Source organism: Methylomonas sp. LWB, from assembly GCF_001856095.1.
Lineage (GTDB): Bacteria > Pseudomonadota > Gammaproteobacteria > Methylococcales > Methylomonadaceae > Methylomonas > Methylomonas koyamae_A.
Genome location: NZ_MKMC01000023.1, coordinates 207,346 through 226,293, shown reverse-complemented (window position 1 = coordinate 226,293; position 18,948 = coordinate 207,346). Strand labels below are relative to the sequence as shown.

At 60.7% G+C, this 18,948-nt stretch carries 19 protein-coding genes; all 19 read right to left on the bottom strand.

From position 1 onward, the window contains the following. Entirely contained in the window at window positions 1–558 is a 558-nt protein-coding gene (locus BJL95_RS11625; RefSeq protein ID WP_071158114.1) for a phage baseplate assembly protein V, read from the bottom strand. Further along, a complete protein-coding gene (locus BJL95_RS11620; RefSeq protein WP_071158112.1) occupies window positions 555–1,682 on the bottom strand; it encodes a hypothetical protein in 1,128 nt (375 codons plus the stop codon). The genes BJL95_RS11625 and BJL95_RS11620 overlap by 4 nt, the downstream gene beginning before the upstream one ends. Further along, on the bottom strand, window positions 1,675–2,040 hold the full coding sequence (locus tag BJL95_RS11615; protein WP_071158110.1) for a hypothetical protein: 366 nt from the start codon (window positions 2,038–2,040) through the stop codon (window positions 1,675–1,677). Before BJL95_RS11615 ends, BJL95_RS11620 begins: the two co-directional genes overlap by 8 nt. A 9-nt stretch (window positions 2,041–2,049) precedes the next feature. Next, window positions 2,050–2,700 (bottom strand): hypothetical protein, encoded by a 651-nt coding sequence (locus BJL95_RS11610; RefSeq protein WP_071158108.1) that lies wholly within the window; start codon window positions 2,698–2,700, stop codon window positions 2,050–2,052. Beyond that, window positions 2,697–2,918, bottom strand: coding sequence for a hypothetical protein (locus BJL95_RS24630; protein WP_139306231.1), 222 nt, complete (start codon window positions 2,916–2,918; stop codon window positions 2,697–2,699). The genes BJL95_RS11610 and BJL95_RS24630 overlap by 4 nt, the downstream gene beginning before the upstream one ends. A 74-nt stretch (window positions 2,919–2,992) precedes the next feature. Continuing rightward, window positions 2,993–6,151, bottom strand: coding sequence for a DUF4157 domain-containing protein (locus tag BJL95_RS11605; protein ID WP_071158105.1), 3,159 nt, complete (start codon window positions 6,149–6,151; stop codon window positions 2,993–2,995). Continuing rightward, complete coding sequence (locus BJL95_RS23890; protein ID WP_083385934.1) at window positions 6,144–8,033, bottom strand: DUF4157 domain-containing protein; 1,890 nt, start codon at window positions 8,031–8,033, stop codon at window positions 6,144–6,146. The genes BJL95_RS11605 and BJL95_RS23890 overlap by 8 nt, the downstream gene beginning before the upstream one ends. Next, on the bottom strand, window positions 8,026–8,283 hold the full coding sequence (locus BJL95_RS11595; protein ID WP_071158104.1) for a hypothetical protein: 258 nt from the start codon (window positions 8,281–8,283) through the stop codon (window positions 8,026–8,028). The genes BJL95_RS23890 and BJL95_RS11595 overlap by 8 nt, the downstream gene beginning before the upstream one ends. Beyond that, a complete protein-coding gene (locus BJL95_RS25455) occupies window positions 8,280–8,477 on the bottom strand; it encodes a hypothetical protein (protein ID WP_217631683.1) in 198 nt (65 codons plus the stop codon). Before BJL95_RS25455 ends, BJL95_RS11595 begins: the two co-directional genes overlap by 4 nt. A gap of 30 nt (window positions 8,478–8,507) precedes the next feature. Beyond that, a complete protein-coding gene (locus tag BJL95_RS11590; protein WP_217631682.1) occupies window positions 8,508–10,334 on the bottom strand; it encodes an ATP-binding protein in 1,827 nt (608 codons plus the stop codon). After that, the gene (locus BJL95_RS11585; protein WP_071158101.1) at window positions 10,331–11,602 is read right to left on the bottom strand and encodes a DUF4255 domain-containing protein; all 1,272 of its coding nucleotides are present in this window, start codon (window positions 11,600–11,602) and stop codon (window positions 10,331–10,333) included. Before BJL95_RS11585 ends, BJL95_RS11590 begins: the two co-directional genes overlap by 4 nt. Then, window positions 11,599–12,390: a hypothetical protein gene (locus BJL95_RS11580; protein WP_071158099.1), complete on the bottom strand. Its 792-nt coding sequence runs from the start codon at window positions 12,388–12,390 to the stop codon at window positions 11,599–11,601. Before BJL95_RS11580 ends, BJL95_RS11585 begins: the two co-directional genes overlap by 4 nt. Continuing rightward, complete coding sequence (locus tag BJL95_RS11575) at window positions 12,387–13,115, bottom strand: hypothetical protein (protein ID WP_071158097.1); 729 nt, start codon at window positions 13,113–13,115, stop codon at window positions 12,387–12,389. The genes BJL95_RS11580 and BJL95_RS11575 overlap by 4 nt, the downstream gene beginning before the upstream one ends. Before the next feature lie 2 nt (window positions 13,116–13,117). Next, on the bottom strand, window positions 13,118–13,642 hold the full coding sequence (locus BJL95_RS11570; protein ID WP_064027807.1) for a phage tail protein: 525 nt from the start codon (window positions 13,640–13,642) through the stop codon (window positions 13,118–13,120). Between the two features lie 12 nt (window positions 13,643–13,654). Then, entirely contained in the window at window positions 13,655–15,253 is a 1,599-nt protein-coding gene (locus BJL95_RS11565) for a phage tail sheath subtilisin-like domain-containing protein (RefSeq protein ID WP_071158095.1), read from the bottom strand. A gap of 260 nt (window positions 15,254–15,513) precedes the next feature. Next, the gene (locus BJL95_RS11560; protein ID WP_071158093.1) at window positions 15,514–15,705 is read right to left on the bottom strand and encodes a YbdD/YjiX family protein; all 192 of its coding nucleotides are present in this window, start codon (window positions 15,703–15,705) and stop codon (window positions 15,514–15,516) included. A gap of 2 nt (window positions 15,706–15,707) precedes the next feature. Then, window positions 15,708–16,076 carry a PilZ domain-containing protein gene (locus BJL95_RS11555; protein WP_071158091.1) on the bottom strand — a complete coding sequence of 123 codons (369 nt, stop codon included), beginning with the start codon at window positions 16,074–16,076 and terminating at the stop codon, window positions 15,708–15,710. A 59-nt stretch (window positions 16,077–16,135) separates the two neighbouring features. Continuing rightward, complete coding sequence (locus tag BJL95_RS11550) at window positions 16,136–18,433, bottom strand: DNA internalization-related competence protein ComEC/Rec2 (protein WP_071158089.1); 2,298 nt, start codon at window positions 18,431–18,433, stop codon at window positions 16,136–16,138. A 46-nt stretch (window positions 18,434–18,479) separates the two neighbouring features. Beyond that, window positions 18,480–18,845, bottom strand: a complete 366-nt coding sequence (locus BJL95_RS11545; RefSeq protein WP_071158087.1) for a YciI family protein — start codon at window positions 18,843–18,845, stop codon at window positions 18,480–18,482. Between the last annotated feature and the right edge of the window lie 103 nt (window positions 18,846–18,948).

Sequence of the window (18,948 nt, the reverse complement as noted above, 5' to 3'; positions counted from 1 at the left end):
TCAAGTCACCACCAGCGCCAGTTTGTTGATCATCACCGCCGGGCCCAGCATTTCCAGGCTGGCGCCCTTGCCGTTGCTGATGAAGATGCCGGCATCGTTGACGACGATGTAAGCACCGGTGGTGCTGCGTAAAATCACCCCGCCGGTGGTCGGGATCGGCGGCATCACCGGCGGCGGCGGCGCCGGCGGCAGGTCGCTGACGATAATGCCTTGCTGTAACAAGGACTGAATCACGATATTGGGATCGGCGGGATTGCCGGCCAGCGCCGCCAGCGGTATGTCGGATTGCAAGCCCCAGCGGCAGCCGACCCAGATCGGTTTGTCCAGATCGCCGTGCTCGAACTCTATCCACACCCCGGCGCCTATCGGCGGCACCATGTAGACGCCCATCGGCGGCCCGGTCGGTCCGGCCAGCGGCACGCAAGGTTCGGCGAATGTGATCGGGATCAACGAATTGACGTCCGGCACCAGCGCCTGAATCCGGCCACGCTGCTCCGGATCGACGTTATTGACTACGGTGCCGCGATATTTGCCCCAATATTTGTTTTCTTCGTTCATACCGGCAGCCTCGGCGTGTTGGAAATCAGCCCGTCGCGCGACAGCGTGAAGTTTTGTTTGTATTCGCCGTGTTTCAGGTTATGGGTGACGCTATCCACGTAATACAAGCCGTCATAAGCCAGACCGGCGCCGCGCACCCCCACCACCATCCGCGCCCGCAAGGCCCGACCATAGCGCAGCACATCCATCGAACCGCTACCGGTAATCGCGTTCGCCGAGCCTTTCAGCATTTGCCCTATCATCAGATTGACCACCCCCGGAGGGTCTTCGCCGGCCACTTCCTTGGCGAATCTAACCTTGGCCGGCGGCGTCGGCCGCGCGCCCAGCGGCGGTTGAAAGATGCTGATATTGGGTATCGGCACCGGGATCGGAATTTTGTGGGTAATTGGGTCCATTACCGTGACGATCAGTACTTCCTTGGCCAGACCGTTCAACGAAAAACTCAGGCTATCGACATTGCTGTGCGCGTCCATGTTGATGGTCAGCGCCGGCTGCGGAATCGGCAAGCGGATGTTGGGACCAAAATATGCCAGATTTTGGCCCGGCAACGGCCCGGATTCGACGTAAAACACGTAGCCGTTGCGCGCCGCCAATTTTTTGATATGCGCCAGATCGGTGGAGTCCTGGGATTTGTAACCCTTGGTGGGTGACATGAAACTCAAAAACAGCGGCGGCGTCACCAGCGGAATCACCCCGAAGGCGGCGTAAGGTGCCAGTATTGTCAGCATTTGCAAGGTGTCGTCCATGCCCGGAAATGGCCGTTTCAGCTCGACGATGTCCATCAGCACGCTCAAATCCTCGCCGGTAATGGTCAGCTTGGCCTGACCCGGTTCGCTGCTCGGCGACATTTCCTGGCGGGTGACGATTCCGTCTATCAACACGTTGGGGATGCCGTTCAGCGTGACGATGACCATCACCCGCGTCGTGATCGGGTCGAAATAACCGGCCGGCAACAGAGTGGTGGTCAGCAACGACCGGGAGCTGACTGCAAACACCAGTTGAAACCCGCTGCGTTCGCCGCCGCTGTTGACCTGGACGCTGGTCAAGGCCTCGATCACCGCGGTCGGCGCCGGTATCGGTAGCGCCGGGCCGATCAGCAAGGTCAGATTGATGCCGTTAAGCATTACCTGGCCCCGGTATACCTTCCGGCAAGGTGATACGCAGTTTGCGACCGGCCTGCTCCAACTCGCGAGGCTGCAAGGCGCGGTTGGCGTCGCACAGCCGCCAGAACTGTTCAGGGTCGCCCAGATAGTGCGCGGTGATATTGTCCAGCCGCTCGTTCTGACTGACGCTATGTTCCTGCAACAGCTCGAAACGCTCCGGCGCCGGCACGAAGCGGCGGCGCAGATAGGCGGTCTTGCGACCGTCGGCGCTTTCCAGAATCGCGGTCGGAATGCCGTAATAACGACTGCCGGGCGGAAACGGGCCGGCAGTGCCGCCGGGTTGCAGAAGTTGTTGCAAAGCCAGATTCGGATCGGTCATCGTCGTCTCCTAAATACCGCTGATGCCCAGCGCCGCAAACGCGCCGCCGGCAAATTTTTGCGCCAACCGCTCCTTGTTTTGCAGGTAACTGATAAACAGGCTGCCACCCTTGTGATCGAAGCCGATGTCGTTGACGCTCAACACCCGCAGGCCCAGACTGAGTTTGGCGCGAATCGGATTCAAGGCCGTGTCGAAGGCTTCCTCGGTGATGCTGAACTCGGTCAGCCGTACCGGCACGATGCGCTGCTTGCTCCAGATAAACAGCATCAACGCCGCTTCGGCGGGGGCGATTTCCAGGGTGCCGGCGCGGGCCAGACTATTGGCGGCCTGAAGCTGAGAGCTGCTTGGATAGACGATCAACTCCAGCGCGGCCAATTGCGGATGCAAACCGACTTGGGTCGCCAGACCGTCGGCGATTTCCAACTGCTCGGCGGCATCGATTTCGGCCTCCAGCTTGATGGTTTCCACCGGCGGACCTTTCAGGCGCAGCGCTTCGGAACGGTCGCCGCTATCGGCGCCGATACCTTGCACTTGCAAGGAGCGGGTAATCGTGTCCGGGTTGTACTGCAAGGCGATGATGCGCCGCACCGCGCCGCTGCCGGGATCGATCAGCACCACCCCACCCTTGATCAGTTTCGGAGAGCCGGGGAAACCGCTCATGAGAAAGCTCCTGGCGGTGGCGTCGCGCCAATCGGTATGACCGACGCATCTGCCGTATTAAGGAAGTTATGCTTAAGTGCTTCGACAGGTTCGGGATTAACGGCATTAGCTTGATTCGGTTCGCGGAGAGTTTGTCGAACCATGAGCGGAATCAGCTTGTTCAGAACATCCTTAAGATCATCGCCGAAATCTTTTAACTTGGAGGTAGCTGAGCGCATCTTTATTTCTCGTTAAATGTTGCGTTACTCAATAGTGGGTCGGCTAGTCGCTAGCCTTTCGCCGCAGTTCGTGGTCATCGCGGAAAGTTGCTCTGGAGGAAAGCGAATACGTGCGGACGCAAGCGTTGCAAGCCATCCGGATCAACCATGTATAAAGCGTAGGATTCGGCAAAGTGTTCCTGCCAACTGGTATCCGAATAGTGCGTGATTCTTAGGCCGCCATCCTGCTGTGCGGCTTGCCGGAAAGCCACGTTGTCCGCGCCTTCCACAATCGTCAAGTCTGTGCTGCCGGGTTGCGCGTGCCATTGCGAACCTGATAATGAGCGAGCCGCGTCGCGCGTCCGTTGCGCAGCGGCAATTTGTGCTTTCAGCCGATTCCAGCGAGTTTGCATGGCGGGCGGAACCACGTAACGGTTGGAACCCGGCTGAGTTTCGTAACGGCGAAAGGCGTTGCGTTGCGCGTTAACCGCTTGATTCACGGGATCGATGACTTGCGACAATATCCTTAAATCGAGTGCGTGCCCCAACTCGTGCAATACGTCTTGCCGCGCGACGTTCGCCAATCCTTGTCCGGGAACGCCGGTCCGGGTCAGCGACGCGGTAAAGGCACAGTCGAACAAAGTGATGACGCGGGTCCCGGATTGATGTTCGCCACACCATTCGGGATGGGTCTGGTGTACGGTGCCGCGATTGAAGGTATAACCGGCAAGCAGATTTAAGGTAGTGTCGGGCACTTGCTCCAACGCGGCCAGCACTTCCTGAAACTGAGGGTCGCTCCAACCTGCACCACGGCGAAAATTGTAGCGGTCGAAACGTTGTTGCGCTCTCTTGGCCTGATCCGGATGCAGGGTTTCCATGCCTATGCCGCCTAAATGTTCGACCAATATTTCACCGTTGGCCGCGCCGCCTTGTACTTGACGTCTGACATAGGTAAAGCGAAAGGCCGAATAACCGCCCCCGACATTTTCCAAGTGGAGGGCCAGCGTCAGCATCGAATTCGGTTCGAGCGGCGGCGGGCCGCTGGTCCAGCTGGCGGGATTCGTCAACGTGCCGGCGATATTTTCCAAGCCCCTACGCAGCACTTGCATAACGCCGCTGGAGAAGCGCACGACTACGTTCGCCGGTAACGGGATCATCGTCGCCCGTGGCTGAAAATAGGCGTCCAGATTAGACAAAGTGACGCTCAGCGTAATCACGCGCAGTTGTTGACGCTCCGCTTCCGGAAGCGCGTTAGTGAGTTCCGCGCCGGTGGGGTCGGCTCTGCCGCGCGGCCAAGCCACCTCGTCTATCGCGCCGACGAGCTGCTGGTACAAATCCTGTTCGGTTCTGCGTAGCAAGGAAGCGGCTTTCGTAATCAACGACGCGACAGCCGCCTGATAGGCTCCGACAAGAAGGCTTGCTAACGCGGCATCGTTATTCAGCATCTGCTGAATAATCCTCAGATTACTGGTATATGCCGTTCGCCAACCTTGTAAAATCGTTGCCAGCCGCGTCTGATCGATTCGCGTCACATCTCGATAAAAATCCGCAGCCTCCCGCAAAAAGCGTATAGCACCCTCGACGAACTCGCGCTGTTCCGCCGGAGTAGCTGGCTGCGCCGCCGGCATCAATAAACCGCCGTATTTGATTTGGGCGTCCGACGGACCCACTTGATGTCCGTATTCGTCCTCACCGCTCGGAGGAAATCCGTTTTCGCGGCGGAATCGCTCTATCAGCGGTTTATGTATCGGATCATCATCACCCATGACCTTTTTACGCAACCCTCTCGATTCACCGCGTTGCTGAACCACGTGAGCCAGTTCGTGAGCCAGCAAATGCCGACCTTCACGCGTCTCGGGCTGGAACTGGTTGTCGCCGAACACGACATCATGACCGACCGTATAGGCTTTGGCTTGAATCTCGCGCGCCGATTGTTCGGCCGCGCCGCCGATATGGATGCGCACCCGAGAAAAATCCTGTCCGAAACGCGCCTCCATATCCTGCTGCAATGGAGCATCCAACGGCCTACCCGAACTCGCCAGCACCTGATCGACGCTGTCCGGCACCGCTTCCGCGGCGGCCGAACCGTTGCCGCTTACGCGTTGAATGCTGGGCGTGGCCGACTTGAGCGGCGGGTTTGACGAATTTGTTAGCACTTGTTCGGCGACGCGATCCGCTTCCATTTCCAGGGGATCACCGCTGGCGCCGATACGAAGTTTTTTCTGCAAGGCCGGACGTTCGTCCTGCTCTTCTTCGCCGGGAATTCTCAATTTGAATTGATCGCCAAACAACGAAGGCCTTTCCTTACCCGGCGACCAATTGGGCTGCGTCAGCTGTAAACCGTTTTTCGGTTGCGGTGCCGCCAGCCACGGATATTTTTTTAGAGTCTCTGAAATATCCGGACCGCCACGATACTTCAGAGCGGCCTGTCTGAGTGCCTGATCTTCCGCCCTTTGCCTTAAGTCTTCCGGGGAACCGGGCGTAAAACGCATATTGGCGCGGAACTTGGCCTGATCCGCCGCCATTTTGGCGGTCTCCGCCCGATACTTGTCGGCCGCGCTGAGCGGTGTTTTCCCAGCGTCGTTTTTGGCCGCTTGCTCGCGGTAGCTAAAGGTAATCATCGCATCGGTCGGCTTATCCACCGGGCCTTTGTAGGTCAGCTTCACACTCAAGCCGGGCGTGATAATGTCCAACGGGATTTCGGGTATCTGAACCGGCAAGGCCTTGTGGTTCGCCGCCAGTGTCGCCACGGTTATTACGGCGGCTTCGCCGGTGTAAATTCTGCCCGGCCAAGTCGCGAGAATATCCTTGCCAAACTGGGTAGCGCCTTTCACCAAGGCATCTTGTTTCAGCTTCTCGACCAAGGTTTTGCCGAGCGGGGTTTGTAAAAACGCTTCGCCGAGTTTTTCCAGGCCTTCCTGATATTTTTCCGCGTCGGTTTTTTCCTTGGGCGCTTCCTGGCGGCGAATGGTCTCGGCGCCGGCGGCGGATAAGGTCGGTAACGCGCCATGGCTAGCCAATACCTGATCGGCAACCCGATCGGCCTCGCGTTCCATCGGATCGTTGCTAGTGCCAATCGCTAATTGACGTTGTATCGGCTTATTCTTGCGCGCGCAGGCCGCGCATTCTCCACCAGCGGGCGAGTGATTGCCGCAAGCGCAACGACGCTGCAATAGGCCGACGGCGGGTCGAGTTTGCGTGGCTAACGCCACTTTATTGCCGGACGCGGCCGGCGTTTTGGTTAGGCTAGACATCGCCTGCCCTCATTTCGTCGATCACCGGTTGGTAGTCGCTGGTGACCGGGGTGATGCCGCCGGCGGTAGTTTGGCTGTATAGCGAGTAGTAGTAATCGGCGGCAATATCGGCCTGTTGCTCGCGATTGAATTCGCGGAAGTGTTTGCCGAGCATATTCGGCGCCGGGTTGGTGGCCGGCCGCCACAACGCGTCCGGACCTTTGTAATCGTAGCCGGCGGTAGCCTGGGCATGGACCGCTTCGCCCAGATATTGCGATCCCACGCGTTCGTATTGGAAGACATGGGTCAGCTCGTGCGTCAGCCAGTGCATGTCGCTACTGCCCGGACTGGCGCTGATCTTTTGATTGAAATTGATGGTGTGGAAGGTGGTCACGCCCATCCCGCCGCCGCCCTTGAACAAGGCGCCGATGGCGGAGATCAGCGAATATTCGTCTATGCGTACTTGCCAGTACGCGATGTTGTCCTGAAAAGTTTTTTGCGCCTCGCTTTTCTCGGTCGAATTCAGCGTGCGGGTGTTGAATTTGATGATTTGAAACAGCAAGTCCCAAACTTCGCCGATGCCGGCGATGTCCACCAATTTGCCAATCAAGCGGCCGACCCAGGCGGCGCCGGACAAAATGCCGTCCAGAAACCAATTGCCCAGGCCCTTGAAATCCAGGTGCCAGGCCAGTTTCAAGCCGTCCCACAACCAACCGGCCGCGCCGGCGATGCCGCTGCCCAAATGCTTGATCAGCCGCCAAACCCGGCTCGGGAAATTGACGACTTGCCGCCAGGCCAAGGCCGCTCCCGCCTTCAACACATTCCACCCCCAACCGGCGAAGGCTTTGATGCCACCCCAAACCTTGCCCGCCACCCACTTGGTACCGTCCCACACCTTGCCGGCGGCTTTTTTGACGCCTCGCCACGCCGCGCTGGCGCCTTTTTTAATGCCGTTCCACAATTTGCCGAAAAAACCGCCCTGCACCTGCGGTTCGCTGGTTTCGCGCACTCGAATCGGCGCCAGCGGCATACGCGCCAAACCGCTTTGCTGCTGCAAGACGTGAGTCAGTTCGTGCGCCAACAACCAGCGCCCGCCTGCGCTAGCGGGTTGATACTGACCGGCCCCGAACACTACATCGCGACCGACGGTAAACGCACGGGCGCTGACCGAGTCGGCCAATTTGCCGGCTTCGACGCCGGTGTGAACCCGGACCTGACTAAGGTCGTGACCCAGGCGCGGCTCGAAAAAACGTCTGACCGGGCTCGCCAACGGTTGGCCGCCACCCCGCAAGGCCTGGATGCGCGATTCCTGACGCGGCGAAACGCTGGGCGTTCGGCCGGCTTGCGGACTGGTCCGCATTGGCTCCGTTTCACCAGCTTGATCCGCGTCGTCAGACTCGGCTTGCTCGCCGTCGCTGGGCTGCTGCTCGCCCTGCAGATCGTCGCTTTCCAGCAATAGCAACGCCACTTGGGCCGGATCGCCCTCCTCGGCCTGCTTATCCACACTTTCCGGCTTGGCGGTTTCGGCTTGGGGCGCCATTTCGGATTCGGCGGCGTGCCCGTCCATGTTATCGCTGGCCGGTTGCGGAGCCCGTCTCAAGGTATTGCCATCCTGACCGACCGACGCCAGCGCTCGATCACGACCGCCGCCAGTCACCTTATCGGCAACCGCGTCGGCCTCGCGCTCAAACACATCGCCGGGCTGGCCTAACACCAGCTTGGCCTGCCAGCTGCCCGGCCGGGCCGGGCTGAGCGGAATCGCGCCAAATTCATGTGCGCCGCGTTCGCTATTGGCCGGCAAACTGGCCGGCTGCTCGGAAAATTTGCCGCGCTCGGGTTTAATGGATCCGACCAATGGCGTTGCGGAAAGCGGCGGACGTTCTACCGACCAGGATTTATTCATGGCCTAGGCCTCGGTAAACCGTTTGCGCGATCTGCTCGCCCAAATGCGTCGGCTGTTGTCCAACCAATTGCAAGTCGGACAATTGCAATCGCGGCACGGCCGACCCGTTACTCCATTGGCCGGCCAAACCGCCCTCGCTCAGCAAGCGGGTCAATTCCGCCGTCAGACCTGCTTGCAGTTCGCCGCGACTATGACCGGCCAGATCGACGCCGTCCAGCACCAGCCGCTCGATATGCAATTGAATGTTCACGGCGCGCTTCCAACCACGCCCAACAGCCGAAACTCGGCTTCGTTGACCGGCTTATCCAGCTTGCGGAATTCGGCGCGTAGCGCTTCGAAAATCAACGCCATCGTCACCTGCCGGGCATCGCTGGCGGCCGCCAGAAATGCCGCGTTCAAGGCTACGTTGTGGATGCTGCCGCCGGTCAGATTGAAACGGGCCAAATGCTGGTAATCCAGCTGGGCTAGCGGGGTTTACGGCGGGAACACCTTACGCCACATGTCGGCGCGCTCGGCGGCGCCGGGAAACGGAAAATTGACGATAAAGCGCAAGCGTCGCATGAAAGCCTGATCCAGGGCGCTTTTCATATTGGTGGCCAGAATCGCCAGACCGCGATAGGCTTCCATGCGTTGCAGCAAGTAATTGATTTCGATATTGGCGTAGCGGTCGTGGCTATCCTTGACTTCGCTACGCTTGCCGAACAAGGCGTCGGCTTCGTCGAAGAACAAAATCGCCCCGCCGTCCTCGGCGGCATCGAACAAGCGCCGCAGGTTTTTTTCGGTTTCGCCAATGTATTTGCTGACTACCGCCGACAAGTCGATCCGGTACAGATGCAGTTGCAAGGCGTTGGCGATCACTTCCGCCGCCATGGTTTTGCCGGTGCCGCTTTCGCCGGCGAACAGCACGCTCAGCCCCAGACCGCGATTCATTTTATCGACGAAGCCCCAGTCGTTATAAACCAGGCCGCGCCGCTCGATCTGGCCGGCGATATGCTTGAGCAATACCTGCGGCTCCTTGGGCAACACGATGTCGGGCCAAGTGGCCTTGACGTCGATACGCCGCGCCAATTGATCCAGCTTGGGGCTGGTTTTACGCAAGCAGGCTTGCCAGAGCCGGTCGCGGCGTTCGCCAGCCGCCGGCTCGCCGGCCACCGAATCGGCAATTTCGCGGATCGCGGGCAATTCCAGGCTGAACTGGCCGGCCAGTTGCGCGGCCAACACAGTGGCATCGTCGCCGAGCGCCTCGCGCCAGACGTTTTGTTGTTCTTCGGCATCGGGCTTGGCGATTTCGACGATCAAGCCGTCGAATTCCGGTTGCGGGTCGCGGACACCCAAAATCAATACGCCGTTGCAGGCGCCCAGCAAACGTCTCAGTAACGCGGCATGGGTGTGCTCGTCGACATGGCCGGCGTCCAGATACAAAGCCACCGGCAGCAACAAGCGCTCGCGCTCCCACAACCGCAACAAGTTTTCCAGGTCGGCGGTCTGAGTCGGCAGACTCTCCAGACTCATCGCCATACCGCCGAGTCCCAGTTCCGCCAAGGCCAGCCTGATCACTTCCGTTTTCGCACGGGCCGACGGGCCGGCCAATTGCACCAACACGCGCTGACTAAGGCCGTTGGCCCGGCTTTGCAAGTAAGCGGCAATCTCCGCGACGACCCGCCGTTGCGACGGCGCCAGCGCGGCGGCATCGCTGGCACCGAGCAGCGGAGCCATGTATGGCAACAAGCGGTCGTCGATATTGTGTTTGGGCTCGACCAGAAAATTGACAATGCGCTCGTCGGCCCGCAACGCGCTGGTGGTCAGCGGCTCGGCGCCCGGTTGGTTGATTTCCAGCAAACGCCAGTAACGCAGAGGCCGGTCGGCGGACAAGGCTTGCCAGTTGGGTTGCTCGAACAGACGCAGTGCCAACGCGAAGGTCGGATACGGTTTATACGGATTGTCTTGGGCCTTCGCGCACAAGGCGGCGGTTTTGCCGTCCAGCTCGATCGCCGCGCACAGCAGCAAAATTTGTTGCTCGAAGCGATCCAGGCCAAGCTGGCGGCTCAGGATAATCAAAGCCGGCGGCGGATCGGCGCTTTCGGCGGCCGCCAGTTTTTTACCAAGCATACGGATCGCGGTGTCGGCGTCGTCGAAGCCTTGCTCCGTTTCAGGCTCCCGGCATTTGAACCAGCCGCGCTTGGCCGCCGGCGCGGCATGCGTCAGTTCCGCGATTTGCCGCTCCAAAAGTTGGTGCAACCAGGCGATCGCATCGGCCAGATAATCGTTATTGGCTTGCAGCCAGCGTTGATGCTCGTTCATACGATGGTCACCCGTTGGCTGTCGGCGAAGGCATAGCGCGGCGGATGATCCAAAAACGCGAACGGCAAGCTGTCGACACCGTCGACGCGGATATACACCGGTTGCAAACTGAGCGGCGCGGCGTTTTCGATGACGAACACCAGCGGATCGCTGGGATTGATGCGCGCTTGCGCGGCGACTTCGCGGTCGCCCAACAGCAACAACGGCGCTTGGTCGGTCAAGACTTGCGGCGTCGCGGCCATCGTCAGCGTGGCGTCGCCGACCATGCGAGCCACCGGATTGGCCGGCAAGATGCTGTCGACGCGGATCGCCAGCGGCAGACTCAAGCGGTTGGTGATGCGTTCCGTGCCGTCGCGGCTGACGATGGCGGCGACTTCGTAAAGGCCTGCCGCCCAGTCGGTTTGCGCCGCCGCATCGTCGGGCAAGATAAAGCGTAGACTGGTGGCATCGCGGTCCGCTTCCGGGATCGCCACGTCGCGGCTGCCCAGACGCGGATGCTGAAAGCGCAGCGTTACGCTGTCGCCTTGCAAGTCCTGCCCGCCGAAGGTCAAAACCAGGCCAGGCCAGGCATTAGGCAAGGACGGCAGCGGCACATCGCGGTTGTCGGCGAAGCCAATCCGGATTGTTTCCAAGCGCGGAAACCGGCCCAGCAGCGTCTCGACACCACGGTCATCCCGGCCGCGTTGCAACACCGGCGGCGCCGGATTGACCGCGTCGTCCGATTCGATCAGCACGACGCTGGCCCGGTAGGCAATAGACAAGGCGTAGGGCGTTTGGAAGAACACCGACCATAACTTGGACAATTCGTCGAGGTTCAACGGCAACGGTGTCAGCCGAACCAATTCCGGCGCCTGGTCCAGGTTGGAGTCGTTCAGCGGGGCATGACTGAGAGCGGCATTGTGGACGGCTTGGCGGGTCAAGACCGGATGCGCATGCAGGTCGCGGGCCACCGCGCCCAGCATGCGCTGCGCTTCGAAGGCGGTTTCGTCGCCGTAAAACGCCAATAAATAATGTAAATCCAGGGCGATTTGCGGGCGCTGGCTAATCCGTCCGCTAGGATCGCGGGTCGGTAGATCGGCGTTACGCAAAGCCGGATTCGGCGTGACCTGATACAAACACAGTTGCACCCAGCGCAAGGCATTGGCCGGCGGCGCGGTTTGCGGCCTGCCAAGCACCACTTCGGCGCCGCTGACGGCCTGTTGCGCGGCATTTTGAATCAGCGTCGCCAACGCGGCCGTTACCGTGGCGACAGCCAGTGAATTGCTCATCGCCGGCCTCCGTCGCGCTGCTTCAGATAATCGTCCAGACTCATCGTCGCCTGAGCCGGGCGCGGCTTGGCGGCGGATTTTTCGCTGGTTTGGGTAGCGCGGATTTCGATGCGGCCTATCGTAACCTGTATCGTCGGCATTGGCGTGGGCTCCGGCCGGACATCGACGGGTTGCCGCGCTACGGCGTCCTTGAAACCGGTCAATGCCGGGACGATGGGTTTAAGCTCGGCCACGAGCGGATTCATCGGTTTAAGCGGTTCGGATTCCGGCTGGCGTTGCCGGTTGGCGGTTGCGATGACCGGTATTGCATCCGGACCGAACACACGCTCGCGCTCGGTCAGCATCGTGACGCGTTCCTCGACACGAGTCATCTCCCGCTCGACCGCCGGTGCGACCGCCTCGGAGCTGATAGGTGTCCGAGGCTCGACCGGTATTTCGCGGCGGCTGGACAAGGGCGGAATTGCCGGCGGAACGGGCGTCAACAACGGCTGCAGCGCTGGCTGTTCGGCAGGCGTTTGCGCCTGCTGGGCGAACGGTGGATCGAGATTCGTCACCCCTTGTCCGGCTGCGTCATCGCGCATGACGGTAGTCTTTGGGGAGGTTGGTATAGGCTCGCGGATAGCCGGTCCCAGGGTTGGGGTGGGCGGCAAGGGTTCGGTCGGCGGATCGAACGGGTCCGCTGCGAACGGTTCGCTTGAATCTGCCTCGAAACGTCCCGGCAGACGCGGTGGCAAGGCTTCTATTCGATGCAGCGTCAGCGCCGCGAGTTGTCCCAGAAAACCGTTCATTGCCGCACCCGTTCCAGATAGCATTGCCTGCGCAACGGACTCATCGCCAGGATGTCCGCTTCGCTCCACCCGTAAGCGCGGGCCAGCAAATGCACGTCGTTGAATAAGCGTTGCGCCCAGGCCTGAATTTCCCGCCACAGAAATCCGGCAATATCGAAAGTCGCCAGCCAGACATGCCGGCAACTCGGGCAATTTAAATCCAGGCGGATGTCGGCTTGCGGATCGGCGGCGGCCAGTAAAGCTTCAGCCGAAGCGATCAAGGCTTCCGGGACGGTTTCCGGGGCAACCGGCTCGCCACTGGCTAACACTTCAACGCAGCAGCGGGCGAACAAAGTCCGTCGGGCGGCATCGACGTCAGCCAATGTTTGAATATGCAATAAATCGCGGCTATCCGGTAAACGCAATTGGATGCGGAAACCGTCTTGCACCAGCAGCAACGGCGCCTCGGCCGGCGGCGGCAATTGCAGATCGGCGACATTCAAATTCAGTTCCAGCGTCTCCGCGCAGTTAGGGCAGGCCGCCAAGCTGGCCATTCGCGGGCCGAACAAGCGTTCGCGCAAGGCCAACAGCCGGCCGTTGCGTTGCCCGAGCGGCAGGCTTCTCAACGTGGTTTCGCTGAGTTCGGTATCCAACATGACCAGCAATGTCAGTGCGCGTTCGGTATCGGTCTGCAGCAGACAGCGCTCCCAGGCGGCCAGCAAGGTCGAGGCGATGCCCGCGCTCATGGCTATTGCGGCTCGGTAAAGGTTTCCTCGGCCGGCTCGGCAACTTCGTAATCGCGTTCCCAGCCTTCGTTTTCCAGCTTGATGTGCTGGATCGCCACGGCGTTGGCGTTGGCATCCAAATCCGGCAGGGCCTGAAATTCGGACACCCAGCAGCGAAACAATTTGTAAGCCACCGCGAGCTGGCCCGACTCGTTGTAGAGTTCGATGATGATGTCCTTGCGAAAGTCTTTTAACGACACTTCCGCGCCCAGCCCGGAACCGAAATTCCACACCTTGTTGGCCCATTGCTCGAATTCCTTGTCGTGGGTGACGCCGCGCTCCAGGCTGATGGCCTCGTATTCGGTGCGGCCCGGCGATTTGCGGCTGCTGCTGGGGTCGCCGCCCTCGCGGTGCTTGACCACTTCGGTGGTGCGTTTGAGCGCGCCGACCTTGCTAACGCCGGCGACGTATTTGCCGTCCCATTTGACCCGGAATTTGAAATTTTTATAGGGATCGAACCGTTGTGCGTTGACGCTGAACTGAGCCATGGCGGATTCTCCTTAGACTTCGATTTGACCAGCCATCTGCTGGAGTTTGATGACCACAAATTCGGCGGGTTTTAACGGCGCGAAGCCAACCACGATATTGACGATGCCGGAGTTGATGTCGGTTTGCGTCGTGGTTTCCCGATCGCACTTGACGAAGTAGGCCTCTCTGGGGGTACTGCCCTGAAAAGCGCCCTGGCGAAACAGGTTGTGCATGAAGGCGCCGACGTTCAAACGAATCTGCGCCCACAGCGGCTCGTCGTTGGGCTCGAACACCACCCATTGCGTGCCGCGATACAGGCTTTCCTCGATGAACAACGCGGTGCGGCGCACCGGCAGGTATTTCCATTCGTCGGCCAACTGGTCGGCACCGCGCAAGGTACGCGCGCCCCAGACCACCCGGCCGTTGACCGGAAACGCCCTCAAACAATTGATGCCCAACGGGTTGAGCATGCCGTTTTCGGCGTCATTCAAATTTACTTGCAAACCTTGGATACCGCTCAGCGAGGCATCCAGCCCGGCCGGCGCCTTCCAAACGCCGCGCGCGGTGTCGGTGCGCGCCATGATGCCGGCAATCATGCCACTGGGCGCGAACACGTCGAGCTGGCCTTCGCGCAAGGGATCGCTTTGAATCACGCGCGGAAAGTACAGCGCTGCGTTACGAGCTTCGACACCGGACAGACCCAAGCCGCTCAATCCGTCGCGAGCCGTTGCAGCGGCGGTATCCTTATTCGCGCCCCACGCCGCCGGCGGATCGACGATCAGCACGGCGCGCCGGTCGGCGCAGTATTTCATCCCCTTTTGATAGACTTCCTTCAAGGTATCGCCCTCGCGGGTGTCGGGCGGTATGCACAGCAAATTGAACAAATCGGCCTTATCCAGCGCGTACAGGCCGGTTTTGTTGTTTTTGTCGCCGACCACGTCGGCTTCGGCGGTCAACAACGCACTATCGCCGCCGCCGGTAAATTTTTTAAAGCTGGCCGGCACCGCCGCCGAGTTGGCCGGATCTTCGGCGGCGGTCGAGTCGGTGGGCCGGCCGGCCACCAGATCGGCGCTGCCGTCGGCTTTCTTCTGCACGCGGATCAAATTGGATTCCGCGGCTAACACTCGATCCAGGCGGCGGGCGCCAGCGCCGACAGTGACAGCCAAATTCAGGAAGCGTTCGACGCGGCCCTTGCCGGGTTCTTCGTACACCGTCATATTGAATAAATCCGCCTGCGCAATGCCGTAACGGCCGGCGACTTCGGCGGTAATGCCCTTGGCGTCTATCGTGTAAGTGAGCTTGTCGCCGCGCAAACCAACGCTGGCGGCTTCCAGTTTCAGATCGGCGTTTTTCGACTGCGTGGCGTTTTTCGCCAGGCGGACGATCAGCGCCTGTTGGCCGCCGTTCAAATAAAAGTCGCGCACGGCGTAGGACAGCGGAAAATCCGGCGACAAATCGCCAAACACCCGGATGAAATCGCCGAAGCTGTTGACGGTGATCGGCTCATCGGTCGGTCCGCGCAAGGCCCGGCCAAGAAACGCGGTAATCGAGGTGGCGACGCCGGTAATCGTGCGAACGCCGCTGGGGACCTCTTCGATGTAAACGCCGGGATAAGAAAGTGCTACAGGCATGACGTGCTCCTTTAAAACGCTACTGGAACCGGATTACCACCCCGTGGATGCTTAATCTAGTGCGACGATGCGGCGCGGGCGGACTAGGCGGCCGCGGACCGAAAAAGGCTGCGAAGCCGCCCTAAGCTGGCGGCTTTTGTTGAACATCATGTTGAGCGTATTTCCGGCAACAAACAATGACGCATTTGTGCCAGTACAAATGTACTGCATCGCTTCTATTGTCGTCTCCGCCTGTAAAGGCGATTGCCAAAAATAGCTTACTAGCAGCAGCGCTTGACGCCGTTCCATTTACGGCGGGTTTCGGCGGCGAAGAAAGCCTTGCGGCTCAGCGGCGCGGATTCGCGATCGGCATGGTGGGTTTGCCAGTGTTGCAAGTAGCGGCGGTAGGCGGTTTCGCCGTTCAACGCTTCCCAGATTCGCCGGAGCATGCCGGCCGAGGTGGTCCCCGCCATCCTCAATCTTCGTCGGCCGGCGGCGCGAATTTCACGCACTCGAACATCAAGTCGTCCAGATCGTGTTCGGCATGCCGCTCGCAGTCGTATTGCAAGCCGCATTCCTGATGTTCGTCGCGTAAATGCTTGATCATGCCGTGTATCGACACCGGCACTTTCGACTCGGGCAACACGATGGAAATCCTCAGCTCGGCTTCCTCGACAGTTTGAGCCAACGGTTCTTTCAAACGGATTTTGATGCCGCTGTAACTCATGTCCACGACTAAGCCGTCGATGACGATTTCGCCGCCGGGCGGCGGCGGGTCGATGATGATGTGCGCCGCCAAGCCCTCGGGGCAAAACCGCCGATGACTGCGTTTTTCAATTTCCATGCATAAGCTCCCACGAATAATTTCGAGAGTATAGGCAGAAATTCCGGCGCCGTTAAGTGTTATCGGCCGGCATCCGCCGCCGGACAGGCGTCGTCCGCCATCCAATAACGACGATGCCGGCAACGTTCGCCGTGGATCGCGACCGGCATCTCGGCGGTGTCGACGATGATCGCGCCTTGTTCGGCGGTATTCGCCCAGTTTGCGCCCATCCGGCGATAGCGTTCCAATACTTGCGGATGCGGAAAGCCGAAGCGGTTCGAATACCCGGCCGGAATCAGCACCCAAGCGGGCGCGACTTGTTCCAGAAACGCCGGAGTCGACGAGGTCTTGCTGCCGTGATGCGGCGCGATCAAAAAGGTGCTGGCCAGTTGATCGCCGTATTGCTCAACCAGGCGGCGTTCGCCGGCTTGTTCGATGTCGGCGGTCAATAGCAAACCGGCACCGGCGGCACGGACTTGTAGCACGCAGGAATTGTCGTTGTCGCCCGGCAAGCTGGGGTCGGACGGCGCCAACATCCGGAATTCGACGCCGTCCCAATTCCAAGTCTGGCCGGCCCGGCAATATCGGCCTTCCGGCCGCTCGGCCCAGGCCGGCACGCTGCTGAATACTTGGTCCGCCGCAACCTCGGCCAGTACCGATTCCGCGCCGCCGCTGTGGTCGATATCGTCGTGACTGACGATCAAGCCGTCCAGCCGGCGTATACCCCGCGAACGCAAATAAGGCAAAATCACCGAGTCGCCCATGTCGGAGTCTTCGGAATAACGGGCACCGGTGTCGAACAGCAAGCGATGCTCGGCGGTTTCGACGACCGCCGCCAAACCCTGACCGACATCCAACAGCGCCAGCCGGGCCTCGCCGGGCGGCGGTCTGGCCACGTCCGCGACCAACACCGGCAACAACAGCCAGACGCCCAAATAACGACCGGGAAACCCGCGCGGTGCCAGCAACAGGACGCTGCCGATGCCGGCCGCCAATAAGGCCGGCCAAGCCGGTTCCGGTAAAGTCGCGTTAGACAGCGGCAATTCCGCCAGGGCTTGCAAGGTCCACCATAGGCTTTGCAGTATCCAATCCGCCAGTTGCAACAAAAATTGCGCGAACATTGGCCAAACGAACAGCAAGGCCACAGCAGCCAAGGCCAACGGCACCACGACGATGCCGATCGCCGGCACCGCCAGCCAGTTGGCCAGCGGCGAAATCAGCGATACTTGCTGAAAAAACAGTATCAGCAGCGGCGCCAACCCGGCCGCGGTCGCCCATTGCGCCAACGCCGCCTCGCGCCAATAGCCCGGCCGGCCGAGCCGGCCGGCGGAAACGTAAATCAACAGTCCGACCGCCGCGAACGACAACCAAAAGCCGACCGCTTGCACCGCCAGCGGATCGACGATCAACACCGCCAGCAAGGCCAGCAACAGGATGCGCCAGGCCCCGACGTGACGCTGCCAACTCAAGGCCGCGAACGCCACGGCCAGCATCACGACCGCACGCAGCGTCGGAACCGAATAGCCGGCCAATCCGGCATAAAAAGCCGCCGCCAGCCAGGCCGTCAGCGCGGCCACCCGTTGCGGCGACCAACGCGGATTGCCGGTCCAGGCCCAGGCTCGCCGTACGACGAGAAATACCAAGCCCGCCACCAAACTGATGTGCGACCCGGAAATCACGATCAAATGCACGGTGCCGGTTTTACGAAACACCTGCCACTGCGCCTGACTGATGCCATCCTGGCTGCCTATCGTTAGCGCCTTGATCAAACCGAGGTTAGCACTGCCAGGCAAGGCCAAATCCAATCTTGCCGAAATACTTTGTCTGGCGCGCGCCAAGACCGCGCCCACGCGCCCATCGTCGGCCAAGCGCGACGGCGCCGGCTCGTCGCGCACATAGCCGGTGGCACCGATGCGATTGGCAAACAACCAAGCTTCGTAATCGAAACCGCCCGGATTCAAGCGGCCGTGCGGCTGGCGCAACTTGACGGTCAAACGCCAGCTCTGCCCCGCCGCCACATCCGCCGTGGTTCGATACCAGTTCAATCGCAGTTTGCTTGGAAAATCGCCGGCCGGACGGGTGACCGCGAAGTCGAAGCCGATACGGTTGTCCATGTGCTTGGGCATGCCGGCGATGTAACCTTCGACTTCAACCGCTTGATTCTGCAACTCCTCGGGCAATTGCTGCGCCAACCGCCAGGCCCCGAAACCGGCCGCCCACAGCGCGCCGGCCAATAGCGCGGCCAAGCCGATCTGACGGCGACACGCGCACAGCAATAATAAAGCCGTCAGCGCCGGCCATTCCCAGCCCTGCGGCAGCCGCTGCCATTGTTGCACCCAAACGATGCCGGCCAGCGCCACCAATACCGCAGCCGCCATCGGCTACGCCCACGCATTCGCGGTAGCGGTGCGAGGTCTCGTCACGCTAGGCCCGATCGTCCGCCGGCAGTCCCGGCAATTCGATCAAGGGTCTGACTTCGACCGTGCCCTTGCGCGCCATCGGGATACGCGCGGCGATGGCGATCGCCTGATCCAGATCGGCGGTCTCCACCAAGTAGTAGCCGCCCAGTTGCTCGCGGGTTTCGGCAAACGGGCCGTCGGTCACCAAACACTGCCCGTCGCGCACCCGCACGCTGGTCGCCAACACGGTGGGTTGCAGCGGACTGGCCGCCAGATATTGGCCGCGCTCGGCCAAATCGCGCGCCAATTGCAAGGATTCCCGGTAACAGGCCTGACGATCGTCCTCGGCCAGCGTCTGCTCGGCAAAATAGATCAATAGCAAGTATTTCATAAGGTCTCCAAATAACAAGGCTCCGCCTTTCCGGGGGCTCACCGCAAAACCATGAGTTCGAAAGATAACGGACGGCGCGTTGCCTGACGATGGCTGCGTCCCG

Bases quoted from the DNA above. Each gene is read 5' to 3' on its own strand.
- BJL95_RS11580 (WP_071158099.1), bottom strand. From the start codon at position 12,390: ATGAACGGTTTTCTGGGACAACTCGCGGCGCTGACGCTGCATCGAATA.
- BJL95_RS11575 (WP_071158097.1), bottom strand. From the start codon at position 13,115: ATGAGCGCGGGCATCGCCTCGACCTTGCTGGCCGCCTGGGAGCGCTGT.
- BJL95_RS11550 (WP_071158089.1), bottom strand. From the start codon at position 18,433: ATGGCGGCTGCGGTATTGGTGGCGCTGGCCGGCATCGTTTGGGTGCAA.
- BJL95_RS11560 (WP_071158093.1), bottom strand. From the start codon at position 15,705: ATGGCGGGGACCACCTCGGCCGGCATGCTCCGGCGAATCTGGGAAGCG.
- BJL95_RS11570 (WP_064027807.1), bottom strand. From the start codon at position 13,642: ATGGCTCAGTTCAGCGTCAACGCACAACGGTTCGATCCCTATAAAAAT.
- BJL95_RS11615 (WP_071158110.1), bottom strand. From the start codon at position 2,040: ATGACCGATCCGAATCTGGCTTTGCAACAACTTCTGCAACCCGGCGGC.
- BJL95_RS11605 (WP_071158105.1), bottom strand. From the start codon at position 6,151: ATGTCTAGCCTAACCAAAACGCCGGCCGCGTCCGGCAATAAAGTGGCG.
- BJL95_RS11555 (WP_071158091.1), bottom strand. From the start codon at position 16,076: ATGGAAATTGAAAAACGCAGTCATCGGCGGTTTTGCCCCGAGGGCTTG.
- BJL95_RS24630 (WP_139306231.1), bottom strand. From the start codon at position 2,918: ATGCGCTCAGCTACCTCCAAGTTAAAAGATTTCGGCGATGATCTTAAG.
- BJL95_RS11565 (WP_071158095.1), bottom strand. From the start codon at position 15,253: ATGCCTGTAGCACTTTCTTATCCCGGCGTTTACATCGAAGAGGTCCCC.
- BJL95_RS11545 (WP_071158087.1), bottom strand. From the start codon at position 18,845: ATGAAATACTTGCTATTGATCTATTTTGCCGAGCAGACGCTGGCCGAG.
- BJL95_RS11620 (WP_071158112.1), bottom strand. From the start codon at position 1,682: ATGCTTAACGGCATCAATCTGACCTTGCTGATCGGCCCGGCGCTACCG.
- BJL95_RS11585 (WP_071158101.1), bottom strand. From the start codon at position 11,602: ATGAGCAATTCACTGGCTGTCGCCACGGTAACGGCCGCGTTGGCGACG.
- BJL95_RS11625 (WP_071158114.1), bottom strand. From the start codon at position 558: ATGAACGAAGAAAACAAATATTGGGGCAAATATCGCGGCACCGTAGTC.
- BJL95_RS11610 (WP_071158108.1), bottom strand. From the start codon at position 2,700: ATGAGCGGTTTCCCCGGCTCTCCGAAACTGATCAAGGGTGGGGTGGTG.
- BJL95_RS23890 (WP_083385934.1), bottom strand. From the start codon at position 8,033: ATGAATAAATCCTGGTCGGTAGAACGTCCGCCGCTTTCCGCAACGCCA.
- BJL95_RS11590 (WP_217631682.1), bottom strand. From the start codon at position 10,334: ATGAACGAGCATCAACGCTGGCTGCAAGCCAATAACGATTATCTGGCC.